The sequence below is a fragment of the Aerococcus loyolae genome, assembly GCF_002871915.2.
In the GTDB taxonomy this organism is placed as follows: Bacteria; Bacillota; Bacilli; order Lactobacillales; family Aerococcaceae; genus Aerococcus; species Aerococcus loyolae.
Window position 1 is genome coordinate 1,249,708 of record NZ_CP126958.1, and the last position, 19,939, is coordinate 1,269,646.

Consider the following 19,939-nt stretch of genomic DNA (forward strand, 5'->3'; position numbering starts at 1 on the left):
TTAAGTAAAAGGGTTAAGAAATTAGTGAAAACTAACTTCTTAACCCTTTTTGTTTTGAGGCTTTTGTCCCAGACTCTTTTCTTTTACTCTGTTTTAGGAAGCGGAAGGTAGTCAGGCTTATAACCCATAATCTGATAAGATTCGCTTTCCTTATCGAATTCAAATTTTTCAATATAGAAACGGTTTTGATAACCCAGCCATTCATTAGCTGCTTGAGGAGCGACTTGAACCGCAAAGGGTTGATAGATCGTCTTCACCTGGTCAATAATGGCCTGACGTAAGGCTTCAATATCTTGGCTATCCTGAGCCGACATCAAGAGATGAGGGCTGGACGGGGTAAGAACTTCTTGGTCCGACTCCACCTGGTCACGCTTATTATAGATATAGAGCTTGGGCAGGTCTTGCATATCCAAGTCTTCCAATAATTGGTTGACCACAGCTTCCTGTTCTAAGGCAAAGGCTGAAGAGGCATCTACAACAATCATCAATAAGTCCACATTGCGACTCTCTTCCAGGGTTGAATGGAAGGCATCGATAATCATGGGTGGCAGATCTTGGATAAAACCAACCGTATCTGTCAGGGTAATTTCAAAATGGTTGGTCAGACTAAATTTTCGCGTTAAAGGGGTTAAGGTAGCGAAAAGTTGGTCAGCCTGGTAGGTTTGGGCGTCAGTTAAGGCATTGATCAAGGTCGACTTCCCGGCATTGGTATAGCCTAAGAGGCCGATTTTAAATAGACCTGACTTCTGCCGACGTTCCCGGGTTAACTCTCTTTGTTTCTCCACTTCTTTTAACTCATGGCGGATTTTTTGAATTTCATTACGAAGAACACGGCGGTCTTGTTCCAACTTGGTCTCCCCTGGTCCCCGGGTACCGATTCCACCACCCAGCCGAGATAAGACCGTCCCCATCCCAGCTAGTCGGGGTAAGAGGTATTCATTCTGGGCCAAGGCTACCTGCAACTTTCCTTCCTTAGACGTTGCCCGGCTGGCAAAAATGTCTAAGATTAATTGGACCCGGTCAATGACGGGACAATCAATAGCCTCTTGTAGGTTGCGGTTTTGTGAAGGGGACAATTGTTGGTAAAAAATCACCAAGTCAATGTCTAGCTCTTGGCTTAGATCATGAATTTCTCGAACTTTACCGCTCCCGATCAAGTAACGGGCATCTTCTTGGTCGCGTTTCTGACTTTGCCGGCTGACCACTTGGCCACCCGCTGTTTCTACTAAAGCTGCTAATTCATCCATTTGCATAGTGAAACGCAGGTCTGTGGTTTGAGGGAGTTGTAAACCGATTATTAATACATTTTCTTGCATAGAAACCTCCTTTCAGACTCTATTCTTCTAGGAAAGCTGCCACATCACTAATCACAGTAGCTAAGCTATCCTCTTCTTCAACTAGATTATACCAGTGAACTAGGTCCATGCGGTTCTTCAGCCAGGTTAACTGCCGTTTAGCATAGCGTCTCGAATTTCGTTTTAGACGGTTGAGGCTAGTATCTAAGTCCTCTTCCCCCCTTAAATAGGGAAAGACTTCCTTGTAGCCGATGGATTGTAAGCTTTGGCTTTTAGGATCTAGGTCTTGGTCTAAGAGCCACTGGGCTTCTTGGAGCAAACCTTGGTCGACCATCACATCTACCCTGTGGTTAATGCGCTCATACAAACGCTGGCGGTCACAGTGGAGGCCGATGAAGTAATAGTCATAGGGACTGTGATGGTCATCATGAGTTTCCTTGGCTTGGGAGAAGAGCTGATCAGAAAAGGTCCCTACCTCTAGGGCGCGGATCACCCGCTTCACATTATTAGGATGGATCTTTTCCGCGGCTTGGGGATCTAAATCCTCTAGTTTTTGGTGGAGGGCTTGGTTACCGTGACTGGCTGCAAAGTTTTCCATTTGCTGTCTAAAGTCTGGCCGAGGTTCAACCTGGCCTCCTAAAGAAAGGTCAAAGAGAAAGGACTCCAGATAGAGCCCCGTTCCCCCGACTAAAATGGGCAAATCTTGGTCAGCTTCGATTTCTCCAACCGCCGATTCAGCATCCCGCTTAAAGTCAGCCACCGTATAAGGCTGATCAACTGACCTGATATCGAGCAAATGATGGGGAATCCCTTGTCGCTCATCTAGGGTCGCCTTGGCGGTACCGATATCTAAGCCCTGGTAAACTTGCATGGCGTCACCATTAATGACCTGACCCTGGAAATGCTTGGCCAATTCAATACTTAGGGCGGTTTTACCTACGGCGGTAGGACCACCAATACAAATTAGCTTAGTCTTCATGAATATCTTGCCTTCTTTGTTGACGATAGTCTTGGGCCTGTTTCAACTGGTCTTGGGCAGCTCGGCGACTGGCTTCAGTCATAATTTCACCAGTCGTCATGTGGCCAATCTCACCAATTCGTTCCTCTTCATTCAAGCGGCTCACTTGAGTTTGGGTCTGGTCTTTATCACTGACTTTAGCGATATGTAATTGCTGGTCAGCCATGGCAGCCACTTGGGAAAGATGGGAAATACACAGGACTTGGGCTGATAAGGCAATCTCAAACATCTTGTTAGCAATGGCTTGGGCCACCCGTCCACTCACCCCAGTGTCCACTTCGTCAAAGACCACCGTGGAAGTGGGTCGACTAGCCTGCAAAATGGCCTTAATAGCTAAGATAATCCGCGAAAGCTCTCCGCCACTGGCAATTTTATGTAGGGGGCGTAAGGGTTCGCCGGGGTTGGTTTGAATATAGAAGGTCACTTCATCCGCTCCAGAAGCGGCAAAGCTTTTTCTTTGTTTAAAGTCAACCGCAAAGCGGGTGTTTTTCATATATAAGTCGGCCAGCTGTTCTTCAATGGCTGCTTCCAATTCTTCTGCCACTGTCAGGCGCTTTTGATGGAGGGCCTTGGCAGACTTGGCAATGGCTTGCTTTGCCTGCTTAAAGTCAGCCTCTAATTCTTCTTGGTGGTTTTCCCGGTCTTGTAAGTCTTGATAGTCCTTTTGGGCCTCTTGATAATAAGCTAAGATTTCAGCAATCGACTTGCCATACTTATGCTTCAATTGGTCAATCGTGGCTAACCGTTCTTCAATCTGGTCCAAGCGTCTAGGGTCATAAGATAAAGCGTCCAAGTTATCGCGAATACTGTAAGCCAGTTCCTGGACACTGTAGTAGGCGGATTGGGCTTGTTCATAATAGGCCTTATAATCACTATCCAAGTCTTCAATTTGTCCTAAAGCCTGGCTGGACTCACTCAGTAAGTCCACCGCATTGCCTTCCCCTTCTGACAAAGCATTGAGCGCTTGACCTAGGGAAGCAACAATATTTTGATAGCTTTGCAGCTTTTGCCGCTCTTCGGTTAATTCTTCGTCCTCACCCTCGACCAATTGGGCCAGTTCAATTTCATTGAGTTGAAACTTCAATAAATCCAGACGTTGGGCCACCTCTTGCTCATTTAAGGCAAAGTCTTTGATAGCTTTTTTAGCCTGGCGGTAGTTTTGATAGTCTTTTTCATAGTCTTCCTTTTCTTGGACAATCCGCTTACCGGCATATTGGTCTAAGAGGTCCAGGTGGTTTTTAGGGTCAAGTAGGCTTTGGTGTTCGTTTTGCCCATGGATTTCCAGTAAATAATCGCCCAATTCCTTGAGCAGAGAGACCGTTAAGGGCACGCCATTCACCTTGATGGTATTGCGCCCCTTTTGGTCTAAGGTCCGGGTAATTAATAATTGATCATCTTCAAAGGGAATCTCTTGGTCCTTGAGAAAATCCCGCCCTGCTTGGGAAAAATCAGGTAAGTAAAAAATCCCCCGTAATTTTAAGGATTTTGTCCCATAGCGGATAAAGTCGACTGAACCCCGGCCACCAGCTAAGAGCCCGAGAGCATCGATAATGATAGACTTCCCTGCCCCCGTTTCTCCGGTAAGGACCGTCATGCCTTCATCAAAGTCAATGGTCACTTGGTCGATAATGGCAAAATTTTCAATGACGATATTTTGTAACATGACCCCTTTTCCTTTCTAATGAAATTGTTGGTGGGCAGCTTGGACAACTTCCTGGCTATTGACTTGGTCGGCAATTTCGCCCTGATGATCTTCTTGGTGGTTTTGGAGCAGGGTTAGAAATTCGATATTTCCCGTTCCGCCAGTAATTGGGGAATAGGTCAGGTCTAAGACATCATAGCCCATTTCAGTCGCGGCTTGAAAGATCATATCAATGACTTCTTCATGGATTTTTCCGTCCCTGACTAAGCCTTTCTTCCCTACCTTATCCTTGCCCGCTTCAAATTGGGGCTTAATCAAGGCCACCACCTTGCCTTGGTCTTTAAGGATGGCTTTAAGTGGCGGTAGGATGAGTTTTAAGGAGATAAAGGAAACATCAATCACGGCAATATCAGGCACGCCTTCAGTAAAGTCTTCCGGTTGGCTGTAACGGAAATTAGTCTGCTCCATCACGGTTACCCGGTCATCATTACGGATCTTCCAATCCAGTTGGTTGGTCCCCACATCCAAGGCATAAGAATGGACCGCTCCGTTTTGCAGAGCCACATCGGTAAAACCTCCAGTAGAAGAACCAATATCTAAGACATTTAAACCAGTAAAATCTAAGCCAAATTTCTTGATGGCCTTTTCCAATTTAAAGCCACCCCGAGACACATAGGGCAGTTCATGGCCCTTTCTTTCTAAGACTGATTCGACGGGGATTTTTTCTCCGGCTTTGTCAATCCGTTCTTGTTTTTCATTATAGATCTTGCCCGCCATAATTAAACGCTTGGCCTTTTCTCTGGAATCAGCTAGCCCTTGGCGGACCACCATAATATCTGCACGTTCTTTTGTCATGGCTATCCCTTTCCATAATCCATGCTGAGGTAATTGAGGAAGTCGCTTAATAATTGCGGATCGAAGTTTGCTGATTGATGGCTTAAATCATCCAGGGCAGCTTGGCAGGCTTGCCGTTCTTTATCCAAGGCCTCTAGCGCCCCTTCTGTACCGAGGAGGCTAGGATAGGTGTTCTTATCACTGTCTAAGTCCCCATGCGACTTCTTGCCCCGCTCTTCATCTGTCCACATGACTTCTTGGAGGTCGTTTTGGATTTGATAGGCAATGCCGAAGTGTTTGGCATATCTGGCTAGCGAATCCTTAGCGGCCGTGTCAAGGCCCATGATTAAAGCAGGAGCCATAATAGCAAAGTAAATCAGGGCTCCGGTCTTCTTAGCATGTAAGTTCTTAAGTTCTTCGATTTTTAAGTGTTTTTCTTCACTGGCCATATCCATAATCTGCCCGTCTACCATGCCTGACTTGCCAGCCGCTTGGGCTAAAAGCTGAACCAGTTGCAGGCTGAGCTTAGGATCAATGTCTTCCTGACCTTGGCTTAAGACTTCAAAAGCTAGGGTTAGTAAGGCATCCCCTGCTAAGATAGCCGTGGCTTCGTCAAACTTCTTATGGTTGGTGAGTTGACCGCGACGATAGTCATCATTATCCATGGCCGGTAAATCGTCATGGATCAAGGAATAGGTATGGATATATTCCAGGGCACAGGCTGGCGCCAGACCTAAGTGATAATCATAGCCAAAGCTCGCTAGCATGGCTAATAAGAGGCTAGGGCGGAGGCGTTTGCCCCCATTTTCTAAGGAATAGCGCATGGAAGCCAGCAGACTATCCTGGCTATCCTGACCTAAATTCTTCACTAAAGCCGCCTCTAAGTCGCTGTTAATGCTTTGGCGGAAGCTTTTTAAATCCATTATTGGTCCTCATTTCCCTTGGCAACTTCAAATTCTTCCAATTCATCCTGGTCATTCATGAGTTTAGCCATGGTTTTTTCGGCTTTTTCTAAGCTTTGGCTACAGTAATTAGAGAGCTTGACCCCCCTTTGGAAGGCATCCATGGATTCTTTCAGAGGGATGTCGCCATTTTGTAGTTGGGCGACAATGCCTTCTAATTCCTTTAAAGCTTCTTCAAAGCTTAATTCCTCTATCTTACTATTCATTATCATTCTCCTTATTGTCTAATGGCTTTAGGGCTTCTTTCTTGGAGCCAATAACCTGACTGTTTAGGTAACCATCAGCTAGTCTGAGCTGGACATTATCGCCAATAGCCACTTGGTCGACGGACTCCACCGGCACTTGGTCCTTACTGAGGTAGACATAGCCGCCCGATAAACGCTTGAGGGGAGACAAGAGGTCTAACTTACCAGCAACTTGCTGTAATTGGTATTGCTTACGTTCCCAGAGTTGCCTTTGAACTTGGCGTAATGACTCGCCCAGACTAGCTAGCTTATGCTTGTTTTCTAGGACTAAGAGCTTAGGACTCAGGCCTTGTAATTCCGCTTGGACCTGTCTCAGACGCCGTTCCTCTTGGTAAAACTTGTTCGACACCAGGTCATTCAAACGGTTATCTAAGTCGGCCAACTTGAGCCTGTAGCCATCATACATTTTTTCCGGTTGCTTGAATAGATAGGATGACTTGACCTGCTCTAAGCGGTGTTTGAAATAGTTCAAGCGGTTGAGTTGGATTTGGACCAGGCGCTGTTTATAGTCGTTAATGGTAAAGATTAGGTCATTGAGGACTGGAGTAGCCAGTTCAGCCGCCGCTGTTGGGGTAGCCGCCCGCTGGTCACTGACATAGTCCGACAAGGTCGTATCGGTTTCGTGACCAATAGAAGAGATGACTGGAGTCTGACAGGCCGCAATGGCCCGGACAACTTCCTCTTCATTAAAGCACCACAAGTCTTCAATGGAACCCCCACCCCGGCCAATGATAATGGTATCGTATTCGCCACTTTGGTCAGCTCTTTGCAGGTTCTTAACAATACTTTTGGCGGCTTGTTGGCCTTGGACCACGGTAGGATAGAGGACAATCTGAACAATGGGATAGCGACGTCTTGCAGTAGTAATAATATCCCGGATGACTGCCCCCGATGGTGAGGTCACAACCGCAATCCGCTTAGGGTACTTGGGGATGGGCTTGGCTTCAAAAGTAAAGAGGCCTTCTTCGCCTAACTTTTTCTTTAATTGTTCAAAGCGGACATAAAATTGACCGATCCCATCCGGCTGGATATGGTCAATAATGATGGAATAGCGGCCGGTTTTTTCATAGAGACTCAGTCTGCCGATGACTTGAACCTTCATCCCATCTTCCAAGTCGAAATTGAGCTTAGAAAAAGTCCCCCGAAAGATGATAGCGGAAATATAAGCGTCATCATCCTTAAGACCGAAATACTGGTGCTTATTCTTACCCCGGTTACGGAAGCCTGATACCTCGCCCACCAAATGAACGCTTTGCATGTAAGGGTCGCGGTCAAATTTGGCCTTAATGTATTTGGTTAATTGCGAGACCGAGAGATACTGGTCTTGGGCATCATTCATTCTTAACCCTCGTTTCTATGGCGTGGATTAATTGGTCAAAGATCAAGGTCGTGGTTAAGGGGCCTACCCCACCTGGAACCGGGGTTAAGAAACCTTCTTTACTTTCTAAGGCCTCAAAATCAACGTCCCCGCTGACTTTCCCCTTTTCATCATAGTTGGTTCCAATGTCAATGACTACCGCGCCTTCCTTAACCATATCCGCTTGAATAAAGTGAGGCTTACCGATAGCCACACAGAGGATATCGGCTGCTTGAGTAATGGCTGTTAAATCTTTGGTGTGGGAGTGGCAGACGGTAACAGTAGCGTGGCGAGAGAGGAGTAATTGGGACAAAGGCTTACCAACAATATTACTGCGGCCGATAACTACGGCTTGCTTACCCGCAATTTCAATTCCGGAAGCTTCGATTAGACGCAAGGCAGAAAGCGCAGTATTTGGAATCATCTTAGGGGTTCCTTTTAATAAATAGCCCAGGTTGAGGGGATGGAGCCCATCCAAGTCTTTTTCTGGTGCGACAGCTTCAATCACTGCTTGTTCATCGATATGCTTGGGCAGGGGCATTTCCACCATAACGCCATGAATATTAGGATCAGCATTTTTGTCCTTAATGACTTGGACCAATTCCGCAGTCGAAGTGGATGCTTCTAAGGAGATAAAATCATAGGTCACCCCTAGTTTTTCCGCTAGACGGCCTTTGACCTTGGCATAGGCAGCGCTGGCATCATCACTTTCCACTAGGAAAGTCACCATCCGTGGCTGAATGCCCTGGTCTTTTAAGGTAGCCACCCGCTGGATTAACTCAGCCTTCAGGGGCTCTATAATCGTCTTCGCTTGCAATGCTTGCATGATATCGCTCCATTCACTTTACAAATTCTCTTACCACTAAGTATATAAGAATTTTCCCTAAAACAAAAGTCAGGAAAACAGGTCAAAAAAGCCCTGAACCACTCAAGCGAACAAGGACTGATAGTGAAAACTACCTGCTTCTGTTCGCCAAGTGGCGGTCAGGGCTGACTATTAAAGCACTTATTTATTTAAAAGGAAGTCTGTTACAAGCATCAGAGATTCTCTTCTGCCTGCTTGTCTTCAGCTGTCGCTAAAATACTGGAAAGGACCCCATTGATAAAGCGCCGGGAAGCTTCGTCGGAATAGCGGCGGGCTAAGTGAATAGCCTCGTCAACCGCCACCACTCCCGGTACCCGGTCATGGTCACCATAAAGAATCTCATAGGCGCCGACCCTTAAAATAGCCAGGTTCATTGCCTCCAAGCGTTTGAGCGACCACTTGCCTTGGATGTGGTCTTCAATGGCTTGGTCAATACTTTCTTGGCGAGAAGCGACCCCGTCTAAGAGTTCTTGATAATAAGGCGGTAAGCTGATCTCTTCGTCTTCTGAGACAGATGCTTGCTTGAAGCGCTTATTGGTCTCCATTTGTCCCTGGCTCTTCTCCAAAGGAAGCCCCTGTTTCTTCAACTGATCCAATTGCTCTTGGTCAATTTCTTCATAGCTCAATTGATCTTCCAGATCGCTGAGATTAGCTAATAAGTAAGCAAAGCTCTCTTCCTTAGTGCTTTCTGGCACCATAGCCTCTTGGTAGAGGGTGAGTACCGCTAGTTCACGTATTTGTGATAATCCTAAATTCATTATTGCCACCTAACTATTGTTCCCAAATGGCGAGATCGCAAACCACAACATTGACCCGGTCTACCAGAATATCTGTCATTTCATAGATCGTTTCTTTGACATGTTTTTGTAAAGCCAACATGGTTTTAGGAATGTCGCGGCCATACTCACTGACGACTGCCATTTCAACCACTACTTGTCCAGACTCATCATTATAGAGTCTGACACTGTTGGCTTTTGAAAAGAAAGCTTGAAATGAGCCTTGGTATTCATTGATCGGTAGCGCACCTTCGATATGCTCACAAGCAATGCGGGCTATGGTTTCAATCACTTCTGGAGCTATGTTGATACTTCCCTTAGCATCCACTTCATGGGACAGGACATCGTTTGCTGTTGGTGTTGTCATATTATCGCCTCTCTTCATGACATCATTCTTTATGAGATAGACAAAAGGATTTACTACTTTCTTTAATAAATAGTGTTTATAAGCATCCGTTCTGCTTTTGAATTTGGTCATTGAAAAGCCATGGCATCGGTTCGGACCAATGTTCCTCACCTAGCGAGCTTCAAACGGCTAGTACGGCTAATCGCCTACTATCCGATAATTCACATCGCTTGCTTAGTCATGGCTAATGACCAACTTCAAAGCGCCACTGCTGCTTGGAAATATTTTTTAAAAGTAATATTATATTAACAGGATAAATTAAAGAAACTTGTTAATTTAGAACTAAGCCCGGGAAATGTATTCGCCGTCGTTGGTGTTGATGACTAATTTATCACCCTTGTTAACAAAGAATGGCACGTTAACGACTAAACCGGTTTCCATAGTAGCTGGTTTGCTACCGCCTGATGCGGTGTTTCCTTTGATTGATGGTTCGGTTTCGGCTACTTCAAGTTCTACGGTGTTAGGAACTTCTAGACCAATGACTTCCCCTTCAAATGAAACCACTGAAACGATCATGTTTTCTAATAAGTATTTTAATTCGTTTTCAATTTTTTCAGTTGGGATTTCGATTTGTTCGAAGGTAGTGGTATCCATGAAGACATGGGAGTCACCCGCAGCATATAAGTATTGCATTTCTTGGGAATCGATATGGGCAGTTTCCACTTTTTCGCCCGCGCGCCAGGTCTTATCAGTAACAGCACCTGAACGTAGGTTTCTTAATTTAGAACGAACAAAGGCGCTGCCCTTACCTGGTTTAACGTGTTGGAATTCAATAATCCGATATAAGTTGCCGCCGTCTTGGATGGTTAAGCCATTTTTAAAGTCATTTGTTGTTATCATTCTTTATCTCCTTTTTTCTTGAAATCATTTCTATTTTAGCATAGACGCGCTAATTTTTCCCTAACTTGCTTGATATTTTACAAAACAATCAATTCACGTGGGGATTTGGTGATGTATTCGTTGCCGTCTTCATGGATGAGTAAGTCATCTTCAATCCGGACACCACCTAGGTTTTCCAGGTAGATTCCCGGTTCATCAGTAATAAATTGGTCGGCCTTGAGGACATTTTTACTGTTTGGTCCAGCCATAGGGGCTTCGTGAACTTCTAGACCAATACTGTGGCCTAGTGAGTGGCCAAAGTTTTTACCATAGCCTTGGCCTTCGATATAGTCTCTGGCAATGGCGTCCAATTCTTGACCTGTCATGCCAGGTTTGAGGGCTTCTTGGACCATGCGGTTAGCATCAAAGACAATTTGGTAGATCTTCTCTAAAGTGGAATCCACTTGTCCCACTGCCACAGTCCGGGTCATGTCGGAACAATAGCCTTGGTAGTAGCAACCAAAGTCAATGGTAATTAACTCATGGTTGGCGATTAATTTGTCCGTAGCAACTCCATGAGGCATGGCTGATCGTTTACCGGAAGCCACGATGGTGTCGAAGGAAATCCCGCTAGCACCGAATTCACGCATCTTAAAGTCCAGGGTATTGGCAATATCAATTTCACTGATCCCCGGTTTAATGTAGCCCAGGATATACTCGAAGGCTTTATCAGTAATTTCACAGGCTTTTTTGATCTTGTTAATTTCATCAGCGTCTTTGACTTGACGGAGGACTTCAATCATCCCGGAAGCAGGCACCAATTGGACTTCTAAAACATTTTCAAAGTCGTCAAATTGCGCGACTGTCACATGTTGTTCTTCATAACCTAGTTGGCTAACCCCATTTTCTTGGAGTAGTTCTTGGATCAGACGCAAGGGGGAAGAATGTGAGGCAGAACCACCTGCTTCAATGACCTCATAACCTTGGCACTGGAGTTTCGCTTGCTCGGTGTAACGAAAATCGGTAATAAAGTAAGCGTTCTTGGTTGTTACTAAGGCTAGTCCACTTGTCCCAGTAAAGCCAGTCATGTAGCGCAAATTATAGGAATCGGTCACTAAATAAGCGCCCAAACTTTCTTCTTGCAAACTCGCTTGGAGCTTTTTGATACGTTCTTTCACAATAGTTCCTCCTTATTTACTGAGTAAGTAATGTAAATCGTACACTCCATTCTACCACAAGTTGGGGAAAATATTTTATAAACTTTATTTGATGCCTCTTTCTTAGATTGATTGATAATTTGGGCAGAAATGTTTATGTCTGATGATCTCAATAGAAAAAAGGCTGTGGCTTGAACCACAACCTTCATTAAAATAGAAACAGTCTAATTAACATTCTCTCCAGCGATTTCGCCCTTTGATGTGACTGTCACACCCTATCCCAAACCTGCTCCAGTCACAGGACGAACGTCCATTTCAAAAACTTCCAACGCTCAGAATAGCTGAGCTTATGGCAGTTTTCTCCAATGATTTCGTCCTTTTTTTGTGACTGTCACACTCTTCTCTTAAAATTTTAAGTCATAAACAGTATCACTGGCATAGATGGTTACCCGACATAGTTGCTGGTCATTTTGGGTATAGTAGTCAACTTGGCCGAGGTTAAAGTAAAAGCGTTTATTGAGCTTTAAATTAGCCCGCTGGTCTTTGACCTTTTGACTGGTCTCCTTTTCCTGTTTGTCTTTCAGTTTGGCTTTGACTTGCTTGAGTTCTTTTTCTTTAGCCTCATTCATTCTTTTTTGTCTAGTCTCTTCTTGAGCCTTTTCCTCTTCATCAGAAAGCTCCTCAGCCTTTTCTTCCTCTAAATCCGCTTCCTCCCTGGAAGTATCTTCCGCTGCTTTTCTAGCGGACAGGTCTTCTTGAGCCTGATCATAGTTTGGATAGACATTAACGAGTATGATTTCTGTCTCCTCATCCTCATGCTCCAGCATTTCCTCTAAACCAGGTCCATTCACTAAGATCTCCTCTGAGTCTGAATCGGTATTGACTTGGATAAGATAGACTTGGTCGGGATCAGATGTATCCAATTGCCCTTGATCGATTATGGCTGCAAAATACTCCTTATTTAATGAAGGAATTGGTTCATAAGCGTCTCGTTCTTGATTCTGTTTTTCCTTATCTCGCTTTCGACTTGCTTCTTGTTCTTCGCGCTCTTTTAGCTGGGCCGCTTCCTCCTTATCTTGGATTGCTTTTTCGATCCTTTTCTCTTCATTGGCGAGACGGTCTTCATACTTGGCTTCCATTTCACTTTCTACCTGGTCTTCAATTTTCAAGTATTCATGTTGGTAGGCCATTTCTGCCAGGCTATGGGCCAGGTAACCTTCCGCTACTGTCCGCATATTGGTGATATTAACTTGGTAGAGCTTGAGGCTGGCTAGCGACAACAAACTCAAGATAAAGAGCAAAGAAAGGGAATAAAAGAGGATGGAGCCCGACTTATCCTTAATCGCTTTCAGTTTCCCTAGCCTCCTCTCTAAAGGAAATCAGTGCCTGGTACTCCTTTTGATCGGCTAAGCGGCAATTTACCTTCACCTGGTGGGAATTGACCATGGTGAACTTTACCAACTCCACCCCCATCAAATAAGGTTGGTGGCCGCGACCAGAGACCAGGCGGCGGATCATTGAAGACTCCTGGTTACTGTAATACTCCATCTGAATCCGTTGACCACTAGCCAGTTGGTAGTTCAAGCGAGTGCCTGTCGCCCAATTGAGCCGGCTATGGCGGGCTTCTCTTTGCAGCTGCATCAGAAAAACGCCCCAATCATCTTGCTGGATATCCTTGACAGCTTGGTAGTGGTTAATCTCCACTTCGACCACCAGGATAAAGAGTGATTGGATCATAAAGAATAAGGCTAAGGCCAGGACTGCTTCAATTAAGGTAAAGGCCGACTTATTCCAAGTCTTCCACACTTTCCAATTCAATGCTGACTGCCTCCACTTCTTCTTGACCGGGAACATAGGCGGTTCCCTGGATAAAGTCTACTTGGCTAGTTTTCTCTTGGCCTACGCTAGCTAGAATTTCAGCGTACAAGGCTTCTTGTTGGTTAAGGGCAGCTTGCTGGCGGTTGAAATGCCCTAACTGTAAGGGAATCATGGTAACAAACAATGATACAAAAGAAGCAATCAAAAATAAAGAAACCAAGGCTTCGACCAGCATAAAGCCTGCCTTATTCCTTACGTTTTTCCACCACATACTTGCCCACTCCTAACTGAAATTTCACCATGTAACGCCCTTGAGGATAGCGTAGGGTAACCGTTCGGGGCTGAATATAGCCGGTCCCTGGTTGGATGCTGACCTTCTGGTAGGACTGGATTCGGGTACCTTTGGGTAAGAGGATAATGTCTTTAATATAAGGATCCTGCCCCTCCTTAGCCTGCATAATCCGCACCTGGTCAGAGAGAAAATAGAGATAGTAGTATTCACCCTTGATAATAGCCTCCTTCTGACAGGCTTCATAGCTCTGCAAGATTTCCTGGAGGCAGGTTTCAACAGCTAAATTTTGACTGGCTTTTTGACTTTGAATCATGGTCACCGTAAAGATCACCCCCACAATAAATAAGCTTAAGACCATGGACAGAAGGGTCATCCCTGCCCTCCCCTGAATATTTTTAAGCTTCATTCTTATTCAGCCGGTAAGGCATTGAAGCGGTCTGCCTGTTCTTGGCTTAAATATTCTTCCGCCACCAATTGATCAATCGTCCCCTCTTGGCCATCATGGTCATTTTTGTAGAGGATCTGCTGGGTTTCTACGGTTTGCCTTAAGGCTTCATCCCCAGTTTCTTGGGCACTGTCTCTTTGGTTCATGATATTAGGTAAGAAGAGTAAGATCAGTAATCCTAAAATAAAGAGGACAACGATCATTTCTAAAAGAGTGAAGCCCTCCTGTTTATGGACACCTAATTTTTTCATCATTCGATTTGCTTTATGGTTTACGACATTCATCATCCTGGTATCTCTCCTATCATATTAAACATGGGTAGCATCAACATCAGATAAATCGTTACGATAAATAGAGCAATCACGATAAATAAGCCATTCTGAATCCAACGCATGAGCAGCTTGACCTGGTCTTGGTAATTCTTCAAACAACGCTGACTGTAAAGACGCATCTTGAGTGCCAATTGACTCAGTAGCTCCCCCTGGTGGACAATGGCGGGAAATTCCCGGGTAAAAATATTGACCTCCCGTAACTGGCTGACAATAGCCTGGCCTTCTTCATAAGAATGGGCTAAATAGTGGCCAAAATCATAGAGGAAAGGAACCTCCTCTTGCTGGCTAAAAGTATCAATAATTTGCTTAATGGAATAGCCCACCTGGAAGAGCTGGCTAAATTCATAGGCGAAGTAATAGGTGTAATAAAGCCGCAAGAGTCTCCCTAAAATTGGAATTTTGACCAAGGCCTGAGCTTGGACTAAGGGACCCACTTTTTGCTTCCAAAGTCGAAAAAGCAAATAGAAAACCACTAACGCCGTGACAAAGATTCCTAAAAGTAAGGGGAGATTTTCCAAGCACCAAAAGAGTAAGCCTAAGACTCCTGAATCAGGACTGGCTTGTAGGCGGTCAAATTGTGGTAAGACAAAGCCCCGCATGCCCAGTAGCATAAGTAAGAGTAAAAGCACTAGAAAAACTGGATAGCGTAAGCTTTGCCTGATAAGGGCTTGCTGGTGGGCTCTCTCCTTGAGATAGGCACTGATCGTCTTTAACCCTGGGGCAAAGTCACCCCAGCGTTCAGCAACTTGGATTTGAAATTGAATATCCTTGGCCAGTTTCATTTCTCCAGTGGTTTCATAGAAGAAATGCCCTTCAATTAACAAGGCCTCCATGGCTTTAAAAGTCTCTTCCTGCTTGGGATAGAGGGCCGCTAAGAAGGAAAAGATGTCAATCATTTGAAAGCCTTCCATTAACATGTCAGCAATATAGGCAAGCACTTCGGCTTGGAGGGCTTTATTCCAAGAGGAAGTAATTTCATAATTAGCAATTTTCTTCCAATTGATAGGCTGCCAGAAGCTCGGCTTGGATTTTTCCATGGGTATAGGCCTCCTGCAATTTACTATTTAAGGACTTAAAGTCACTGGCCACTTCTCCCTTAGTGAGGTATTGGGCCAACATCCGGGCATTCATCCATTCACAAAAAAGTTGCCGCGAGTCCGCTTCTCCTGTGACGGGAATAAGGCGCTGAGAAGCGACAAACAAGAGCGTTTGAAGCAATTGTTCTTGGCTCAGGCCCAACTCTTTCAATCGGCCAATGACGCCGATACAGTTCTTGGCATGGATGGTAGCAATCACCAAGTGCCCGGTTAGGGCCGCCCGCATCACCATTTGAGCGGTTTCTTCATCACGAATTTCACCGATCAAGAGAATATCAGGATGGTGGCGGAGGCTGGCCTTGATCAGGCGTTCATAAGTTAAGCCTGCCTTGCGGTTGACTGAGATCTGTAAGAAATTAGCTTCCTTAATTTCCACCGGATCCTCCATAGTAATCACCTGACAGGCGCGCTCCTGGTAGACCTCTCTTAAGAGATGGTAGATGGTTGACGTCTTTCCCGAGGCCACCGGGCCAGAGAAAAGCATGAGCCCACTTTTTCGATAAAGATATTTCTTCATCTCCTCTAAGTCTTCAGCTTCTCGGTCGCTGTACTGCCACTGACTTTGGTCATAGAGCAGACGGATCACCAAGGATTCCTGCATGAGATAGTTGGCTAAGGTGGACAGCCTAAGTTCAATTTCTCCCTGGTCTAATTGATAGATCAAGGCCCCTTCTTGGGGTAAACGTTGCTCGCCCACATCTAAATGACTAATATACTTCAAATAGCGAATCCAGCGGCTACCAAAGTCTAAGTCAAACTGGCGCACCGGCTTTAGGATGCCCTCTTGGCGGAAATAGACTTGGTAAAGCCCCCTTTCTGGTAAAAGATGGATATCGTCCACCCGGGCTTGGTAGGCTTCCCTGAGTATTTCTTGAGTGACTTTCTGCAAGTTATCCCTCCTTTTCCTTCATTAAATACTATGAATGACTTAGGCGTTAACCGCCTACTTATTGGTCCGCAAAATCCTTCACTTTTTATTTTTAATTTTCTCAGCTTTTTAAGCTAAAAAAATCAGTTCGAATAACTCTCATCCGTCTGAAGTCAAAAATGTCAAACAGCTAAAACGCTATCATTTTTATCTATGCAAAAATCGTCAGTGAGCGCCTACTTTTTACTGTTTTTGCAAGATTTAATCCCGGGTAAAAATGACTTTAATTGCCTTCTGTCCTATAATGAATTGCAGAGCTCAAACTGGCTTTGTGCTTATAAAATAAAAAAGAAGGATGGTGGAATAGATGGATAAAATCATAGAGCAATTGCACCATATGGAAGTTGATGCCAATCGTCATCTTGAGAGTGTTCAAGAAGAAAAATTAGCCTTGCGTCAAGACTATGACCAAAAAAAAGCTGATTATAAGAAACAAGCTCAAGCTAAATATGACGAAGAGTTAGCCAGGGTCCAAGCTCGTAACCAAGACTTACGCGAGAAGCGAACCCAAGACTTGCAAACAAGCTACAACCGACAAATGGAGCAAATCAAACAGCTCGTTGATCATGATCAAGACAGCTACCTCAAGGATTTCTTCAATCAATTACAGGCACTCGGAGTGACAGGCGATGACTAACTATACCGCAATCAACACCAAGGTCCGGGCCATGAAAGGTCAGCTGGTCTTGACTCCAGAAGAAATCGATGACCGCTTAGCAGGTTATACCTTATCAGACCTCTATCAGGTCCTCGACCAATTGCCCTCCTACCATCAAGTGATGCCCAGCGAACAAAATAAGCTTGATCTCACTGCGGTAAATTTGATCGAACTGATTGATCGGGGCTTGCGCTATGACTTTCTCAAGCTCTACCGCTTTTCTGGTTTCGAACAACGGGCGGCCTTGTCGGTCTATGGGATTCGTTTTGAACGCGAATTTATCACCAAGGTGCTCAGAGGCTTGGAGCGCCAAGAATCGGTCCCTTTTGTCGTCAACCCATTTACTGACTACTTGGAAAAGCACCGCCACTTTCACATCGGTGAACTGATTACCAAGACATCGGTCCTTGATGCCATTGATACCTTTAGAGATACCGATTACGGTCAATTCTTTGAAGACTATCATGATTATTTCCATGACCACGACTACAACCATTACATTATCAGTACCGTCTTTGAACAATACTGTGCGGTCTTGGTTTGGAAGAAGGCCAGTCGGGGACTTAATGATAAGGCCTTGACCCGCTTTAAGAAGTTATTTGGTAGTGAGATGGACTTAGCCAATATCCGGACCATTTTTCGTTTGAAATTCTACTATAAGGTGGATGAGAACTTTATCCGCTCCCAACTCTTTAGCCCAGGTCGCTATCTCAATGAAGCTAACATCAGTGCCCTCCTGGCTAGTCAAGACAAGAACACTTTCTTCAACCTCTTGACCAACTTGGGCTACCAAGATTTATTCAAGAGTGGAGAAAATAAAGTGGTGAGCTTGAAGCAACAAAAGGCTTGGCTAAAGACCATTGAGCACCGTTTTGCTAAGAGTTTACCGCAGTCGGTTTTGCCCCTCTTTGACTATCTCAGTCTCAAAGAATTAGAAGCTGACCTACTCAAAGAAAAGGTAGAGGCGATTGCCTACCAATCCCCTGTTACTATGCCATTCCATAATTGAAAGGAGTTCCTTGGATGATTACAAAGATGAGTATGGTCAACATATCTGGTCCCCGTGATGACATCGACCGGATGGCTGACCAATACTTAAGTCATTATGATATTCATTTAGAAAATACTCTAAAGGAATTATCAGAAATTCAGACTTTAAAACCCTATACCAGTCCTGATCCCTACCAACCCTGGGCTGATCGGATTGATAACTTATTACAAATCACGAGTGATGAAGAAGAAGAATTAGAAGGCGATTGTCGCGACTTAGACTTTGACTATATCAAGCGTCTGGTGACTGAGGTCGAAAAAGATTGCTCCGATGTCCAAGGGCAATTAAATGAAGTCAATGAATCACTGGAGAAGTTAGAGGCTGACTACAACACCTACCTGCCTTTTTCCGAAATCGATTATAACTTAGCCGATATTCTTTCCATGGAAAAGATTAAGTTTCGCTTTGGTCGCTTTACTGAAGCCAACTATCGCAAGTTTAAAAAATATATCGATAATATGATTCCTTCCATCTTCATTCCTTCTAAAACCGAGGACGGCTATGTTTATGGCCTTTACTTTGTGCCTGCCGAAGCCCGGCAACGGGTAGACGCTTTGTATTTCTCCTTAGCATGGCAAAGAATTTACCTGCCTGAAGAAAGCGGGACTTTTAAAGAAATTCTTAGCCGCTACCAAGGCGAAATTCAAAAACTCAAGAAAATGCAAGCTGATTTAGAAACCAAGCTAAAAGCCTTCCTCCTACCTGTTAGAGACAATTTATTGGAAGCTAAACAACGCCTCCATAAGTTATCCAAGGCCTTTGGGGTCCGCCGTTATGCAGCCATTACCCGAAATGAATTTGCTAAGAAAGAGACCCGCTATCTCTTAATCGGCTGGATGGATGAAGATGATGCCAAATCCTTAGTCAACGACGTCAAAGATGATCCTAACGTAACCATCTATATTGAAGACGATAGTGATGAAGATAATATTGAACCTCCCACGAAATTGAAGAATAATTTCTTTACCAAACCCTTTCGCATGATCACTAAGATGTATGGGACCCCCAATTATGAAGAGATGGACCCTACACCCTTAGTGGCAGTAACCTATTCCTTAATGTTTGGGGCTATGTTTGGGGACGTGGGCCACGGGCTCTTACTCTTTTTATTAGGCTTAGTGTCCTACCATCTACCTAAAGTCGCCATGGCCAAGATGTTCTTGCCAGTGGGTATTTCATCCATGCTTTTCGGTTTCTTATACGGTTCCGTGTTTGGGATTGAAGACAAGATTATTGAACCCATCTGGTTGAGTCCAAGTAAGGCTATGACCAATGTACCCTTCTTTGGGACTTTGAATACGGTCTTTGTGGTGTCAGTTTGCTTTGGGATGTTCTTAATTCTCTTAACCATGCTGATGAATTTTGTCTTACGGCTTAAAGAAGGCGAAAAATTAGAAGCCATTTTCGACCGCAATGGCCTCATGGGCTTGATTTTCTACGGCTTAATGGTGTTGACCCTGGTCCTCTACATGACTGGTCATTCCTTACCTGCCCTAGGCATTATTATTGCCATCATGGTTATTTCCCTACTCTGCATTGGCTTTAAGGAACAAATCATTAACTTTATTGAAAAGAAAAAAGCCGACAATGAAGACGGGATCGTGATTCAATTAATCACCGTTTTCTTTGAAGCTTTTGAAACCTTATTATCCTTTATTTCCAATACCATTTCCTTTGTCCGGGTGGGTGCCTTTGCCATCAGCCACGGCGTGATGATGGGGATTGTTTTAATGTTTGCCAATCTGGAAGGCAATAACCCTAACTGGTTGGTCTTTATCCTAGGTAACCTCTTCGTCACTGGATTCGAAGGTTTGGTTGTCTTTATCCAAGTCTTACGGCTAGAATTCTATGAACTCTTCAGTCACTTCTATAAGGGCGACGGGATTGAGTTCAAGAGTGTTTGGTCATCAACCAAGTCATAATTCATAAGTTGTCGATTTAA

At 44.6% G+C, this 19,939-nt stretch carries 22 protein-coding genes; 3 read left to right on the forward strand and 19 right to left on the reverse strand.

The features are described 5' to 3' along the window. Positions 1–83 precede the first annotated feature (83 nt). The 19 genes from hflX to comGA all read right to left on the reverse strand — a co-directional run bounded on the left by hflX (position 84) and on the right by comGA (position 16,249). Entirely contained in the window at positions 84–1,316 is a 1,233-nt protein-coding gene (hflX, locus tag CJ190_RS05665; protein WP_064293584.1) for a GTPase HflX, read from the reverse strand. 19 nt (positions 1,317–1,335) lie between these two features. Further along, positions 1,336–2,274, reverse strand: coding sequence for a tRNA (adenosine(37)-N6)-dimethylallyltransferase MiaA (gene miaA, locus CJ190_RS05670; RefSeq protein WP_064293583.1), 939 nt, complete (start codon positions 2,272–2,274; stop codon positions 1,336–1,338). Then, positions 2,264–3,976: a DNA repair protein RecN gene (recN, locus tag CJ190_RS05675; RefSeq protein WP_064293582.1), complete on the reverse strand. Its 1,713-nt coding sequence runs from the start codon at positions 3,974–3,976 to the stop codon at positions 2,264–2,266. Before recN ends, miaA begins: the two co-directional genes overlap by 11 nt. A 15-nt stretch (positions 3,977–3,991) precedes the next feature. Beyond that, complete coding sequence (locus CJ190_RS05680; RefSeq protein ID WP_064293581.1) at positions 3,992–4,810, reverse strand: TlyA family RNA methyltransferase; 819 nt, start codon at positions 4,808–4,810, stop codon at positions 3,992–3,994. Positions 4,811–4,812: 2 nt separating this feature from the next. Further along, entirely contained in the window at positions 4,813–5,712 is a 900-nt protein-coding gene (locus CJ190_RS05685; RefSeq protein WP_064293580.1) for a polyprenyl synthetase family protein, read from the reverse strand. Further along, positions 5,712–5,957 carry an exodeoxyribonuclease VII small subunit gene (locus CJ190_RS05690; RefSeq protein WP_013669827.1) on the reverse strand — a complete coding sequence of 82 codons (246 nt, stop codon included), beginning with the start codon at positions 5,955–5,957 and terminating at the stop codon, positions 5,712–5,714. The genes CJ190_RS05685 and CJ190_RS05690 overlap by 1 nt, the downstream gene beginning before the upstream one ends. After that, positions 5,950–7,335 carry an exodeoxyribonuclease VII large subunit gene (gene xseA / locus CJ190_RS05695; RefSeq protein ID WP_070597989.1) on the reverse strand — a complete coding sequence of 462 codons (1,386 nt, stop codon included), beginning with the start codon at positions 7,333–7,335 and terminating at the stop codon, positions 5,950–5,952. The genes CJ190_RS05690 and xseA overlap by 8 nt, the downstream gene beginning before the upstream one ends. Next, complete coding sequence (locus CJ190_RS05700) at positions 7,328–8,179, reverse strand: bifunctional 5,10-methylenetetrahydrofolate dehydrogenase/5,10-methenyltetrahydrofolate cyclohydrolase (RefSeq protein ID WP_064293578.1); 852 nt, start codon at positions 8,177–8,179, stop codon at positions 7,328–7,330. The genes xseA and CJ190_RS05700 overlap by 8 nt, the downstream gene beginning before the upstream one ends. 212 nt (positions 8,180–8,391) lie before the next feature. Beyond that, positions 8,392–8,976 carry a transcription antitermination factor NusB gene (nusB, locus tag CJ190_RS05705; protein WP_064293577.1) on the reverse strand — a complete coding sequence of 195 codons (585 nt, stop codon included), beginning with the start codon at positions 8,974–8,976 and terminating at the stop codon, positions 8,392–8,394. 13 nt (positions 8,977–8,989) lie between these two features. After that, on the reverse strand, positions 8,990–9,361 hold the full coding sequence (locus CJ190_RS05710; RefSeq protein WP_168162771.1) for an Asp23/Gls24 family envelope stress response protein: 372 nt from the start codon (positions 9,359–9,361) through the stop codon (positions 8,990–8,992). Between the two features lie 321 nt (positions 9,362–9,682). After that, the gene (gene efp / locus CJ190_RS05715) at positions 9,683–10,240 is read right to left on the reverse strand and encodes an elongation factor P (RefSeq protein WP_013668769.1); all 558 of its coding nucleotides are present in this window, start codon (positions 10,238–10,240) and stop codon (positions 9,683–9,685) included. Positions 10,241–10,317: 77 nt separating this feature from the next. Continuing rightward, positions 10,318–11,397: a M24 family metallopeptidase gene (locus CJ190_RS05720; protein ID WP_064292178.1), complete on the reverse strand. Its 1,080-nt coding sequence runs from the start codon at positions 11,395–11,397 to the stop codon at positions 10,318–10,320. 383 nt (positions 11,398–11,780) lie between these two features. Continuing rightward, the gene (locus tag CJ190_RS05725; protein ID WP_143739142.1) at positions 11,781–12,665 is read right to left on the reverse strand and encodes a hypothetical protein; all 885 of its coding nucleotides are present in this window, start codon (positions 12,663–12,665) and stop codon (positions 11,781–11,783) included. Positions 12,666–12,714: 49 nt separating this feature from the next. Next, positions 12,715–13,194, reverse strand: a complete 480-nt coding sequence (gene comGF / locus CJ190_RS05730; protein ID WP_064292176.1) for a competence type IV pilus minor pilin ComGF — start codon at positions 13,192–13,194, stop codon at positions 12,715–12,717. Next, positions 13,163–13,465: a hypothetical protein gene (locus CJ190_RS05735; protein ID WP_101562043.1), complete on the reverse strand. Its 303-nt coding sequence runs from the start codon at positions 13,463–13,465 to the stop codon at positions 13,163–13,165. Before CJ190_RS05735 ends, comGF begins: the two co-directional genes overlap by 32 nt. Then, on the reverse strand, positions 13,440–13,859 hold the full coding sequence (locus tag CJ190_RS05740; protein ID WP_064292174.1) for a hypothetical protein: 420 nt from the start codon (positions 13,857–13,859) through the stop codon (positions 13,440–13,442). The genes CJ190_RS05735 and CJ190_RS05740 overlap by 26 nt, the downstream gene beginning before the upstream one ends. A gap of 35 nt (positions 13,860–13,894) precedes the next feature. Further along, entirely contained in the window at positions 13,895–14,218 is a 324-nt protein-coding gene (comGC, locus tag CJ190_RS05745; protein ID WP_224783449.1) for a competence type IV pilus major pilin ComGC, read from the reverse strand. Then, the gene (gene comGB / locus CJ190_RS05750) at positions 14,215–15,300 is read right to left on the reverse strand and encodes a competence type IV pilus assembly protein ComGB (RefSeq protein ID WP_064292173.1); all 1,086 of its coding nucleotides are present in this window, start codon (positions 15,298–15,300) and stop codon (positions 14,215–14,217) included. The genes comGC and comGB overlap by 4 nt, the downstream gene beginning before the upstream one ends. Continuing rightward, positions 15,245–16,249 (reverse strand): competence type IV pilus ATPase ComGA, encoded by a 1,005-nt coding sequence (gene comGA / locus CJ190_RS05755; protein ID WP_070597987.1) that lies wholly within the window; start codon positions 16,247–16,249, stop codon positions 15,245–15,247. The genes comGB and comGA overlap by 56 nt, the downstream gene beginning before the upstream one ends. Positions 16,250–16,595: 346 nt before the next feature. On the opposite strand from comGA, the gene CJ190_RS05760 reads away from it, so the two are divergent. The 3 genes from CJ190_RS05760 to CJ190_RS05770 are packed head-to-tail and all read left to right on the forward strand — an operon-like array spanning position 16,596 to position 19,919. Next, complete coding sequence (locus tag CJ190_RS05760; protein WP_070597986.1) at positions 16,596–16,925, forward strand: hypothetical protein; 330 nt, start codon at positions 16,596–16,598, stop codon at positions 16,923–16,925. Next, the gene (locus tag CJ190_RS05765) at positions 16,918–17,955 is read left to right on the forward strand and encodes a V-type ATPase subunit (RefSeq protein WP_064292170.1); all 1,038 of its coding nucleotides are present in this window, start codon (positions 16,918–16,920) and stop codon (positions 17,953–17,955) included. Before CJ190_RS05760 ends, CJ190_RS05765 begins: the two co-directional genes overlap by 8 nt. 14 nt (positions 17,956–17,969) lie before the next feature. Further along, on the forward strand, positions 17,970–19,919 hold the full coding sequence (locus CJ190_RS05770) for a V-type ATP synthase subunit I (RefSeq protein WP_064292169.1): 1,950 nt from the start codon (positions 17,970–17,972) through the stop codon (positions 19,917–19,919). The last annotated feature ends 20 nt before the right edge of the window (positions 19,920–19,939 follow it).

Bases quoted from the DNA above. Each gene is read 5' to 3' on its own strand.
- hflX (WP_064293584.1), bottom strand. From the start codon at position 1,316: ATGCAAGAAAATGTATTAATAATCGGTTTACAACTCCCTCAAACCACA.
- comGB (WP_064292173.1), bottom strand. From the start codon at position 15,300: ATGGAAAAATCCAAGCCGAGCTTCTGGCAGCCTATCAATTGGAAGAAA.
- CJ190_RS05680 (WP_064293581.1), bottom strand. From the start codon at position 4,810: ATGACAAAAGAACGTGCAGATATTATGGTGGTCCGCCAAGGGCTAGCT.
- xseA (WP_070597989.1), bottom strand. From the start codon at position 7,335: ATGAATGATGCCCAAGACCAGTATCTCTCGGTCTCGCAATTAACCAAA.
- CJ190_RS05700 (WP_064293578.1), bottom strand. From the start codon at position 8,179: ATGCAAGCATTGCAAGCGAAGACGATTATAGAGCCCCTGAAGGCTGAG.
- CJ190_RS05710 (WP_168162771.1), bottom strand. From the start codon at position 9,361: ATGACAACACCAACAGCAAACGATGTCCTGTCCCATGAAGTGGATGCT.
- CJ190_RS05765 (WP_064292170.1), top strand. From the start codon at position 16,918: ATGACTAACTATACCGCAATCAACACCAAGGTCCGGGCCATGAAAGGT.
- CJ190_RS05735 (WP_101562043.1), bottom strand. From the start codon at position 13,465: ATGTGGTGGAAAAACGTAAGGAATAAGGCAGGCTTTATGCTGGTCGAA.
- CJ190_RS05760 (WP_070597986.1), top strand. From the start codon at position 16,596: ATGGATAAAATCATAGAGCAATTGCACCATATGGAAGTTGATGCCAAT.
- miaA (WP_064293583.1), bottom strand. From the start codon at position 2,274: ATGAAGACTAAGCTAATTTGTATTGGTGGTCCTACCGCCGTAGGTAAA.
- nusB (WP_064293577.1), bottom strand. From the start codon at position 8,976: ATGAATTTAGGATTATCACAAATACGTGAACTAGCGGTACTCACCCTC.
- efp (WP_013668769.1), bottom strand. From the start codon at position 10,240: ATGATAACAACAAATGACTTTAAAAATGGCTTAACCATCCAAGACGGC.
- CJ190_RS05740 (WP_064292174.1), bottom strand. From the start codon at position 13,859: ATGACCCTTCTGTCCATGGTCTTAAGCTTATTTATTGTGGGGGTGATC.
- CJ190_RS05690 (WP_013669827.1), bottom strand. From the start codon at position 5,957: ATGAATAGTAAGATAGAGGAATTAAGCTTTGAAGAAGCTTTAAAGGAA.
- CJ190_RS05770 (WP_064292169.1), top strand. From the start codon at position 17,970: ATGATTACAAAGATGAGTATGGTCAACATATCTGGTCCCCGTGATGAC.
- recN (WP_064293582.1), bottom strand. From the start codon at position 3,976: ATGTTACAAAATATCGTCATTGAAAATTTTGCCATTATCGACCAAGTG.
- comGC (WP_224783449.1), bottom strand. From the start codon at position 14,218: ATGATGAATGTCGTAAACCATAAAGCAAATCGAATGATGAAAAAATTA.
- CJ190_RS05685 (WP_064293580.1), bottom strand. From the start codon at position 5,712: ATGGATTTAAAAAGCTTCCGCCAAAGCATTAACAGCGACTTAGAGGCG.